The organism is Pseudomonas sp. SIMBA_067, assembly GCF_046534675.1.
Lineage (GTDB): Bacteria > Pseudomonadota > Gammaproteobacteria > Pseudomonadales > Pseudomonadaceae > Aquipseudomonas > Aquipseudomonas putida.
Window position 1 is genome coordinate 1 of the sequence record NZ_JAWRYH010000232.1, and the last position, 300, is coordinate 300.

At 45.7% G+C, this 300-nt stretch carries 1 pseudogene; it reads left to right on the forward strand.

Annotated features, from left to right (window positions below):
* Window positions 1–56: 56 nt before the first annotated feature.
* Window positions 57–300: pseudogene (locus SB765_RS28875) on the forward strand (cytochrome ubiquinol oxidase subunit II); the annotation flags it as partial.

Genomic DNA, 300 nt, shown 5'->3' on the forward strand with positions numbered 1-300 from the left:
GTAAAATGCGCGCACACTTAAACGACAATAGAGCCCTTTGTCATTGAGGTCGTTAAATGAGACTCAGTAAATACAATAAAAGTTTGGGGATTTTGTCATTAATTGCAGGCACTTTATTAATGAGTGGCTGCGATAGTGCATTGTTAAATCCCAAAGGACAGATTGCACTGGAGCAACGTTCGCTGATACTGACTGCCTTTGGCCTGATGTTGATCGTCGTCATCCCCGCAGTCCTGATGGCCGTGGTGTTTGCCTGGAAATATCGGGCGTCCAACACGAATGCGAAGTACAGCCCTAACT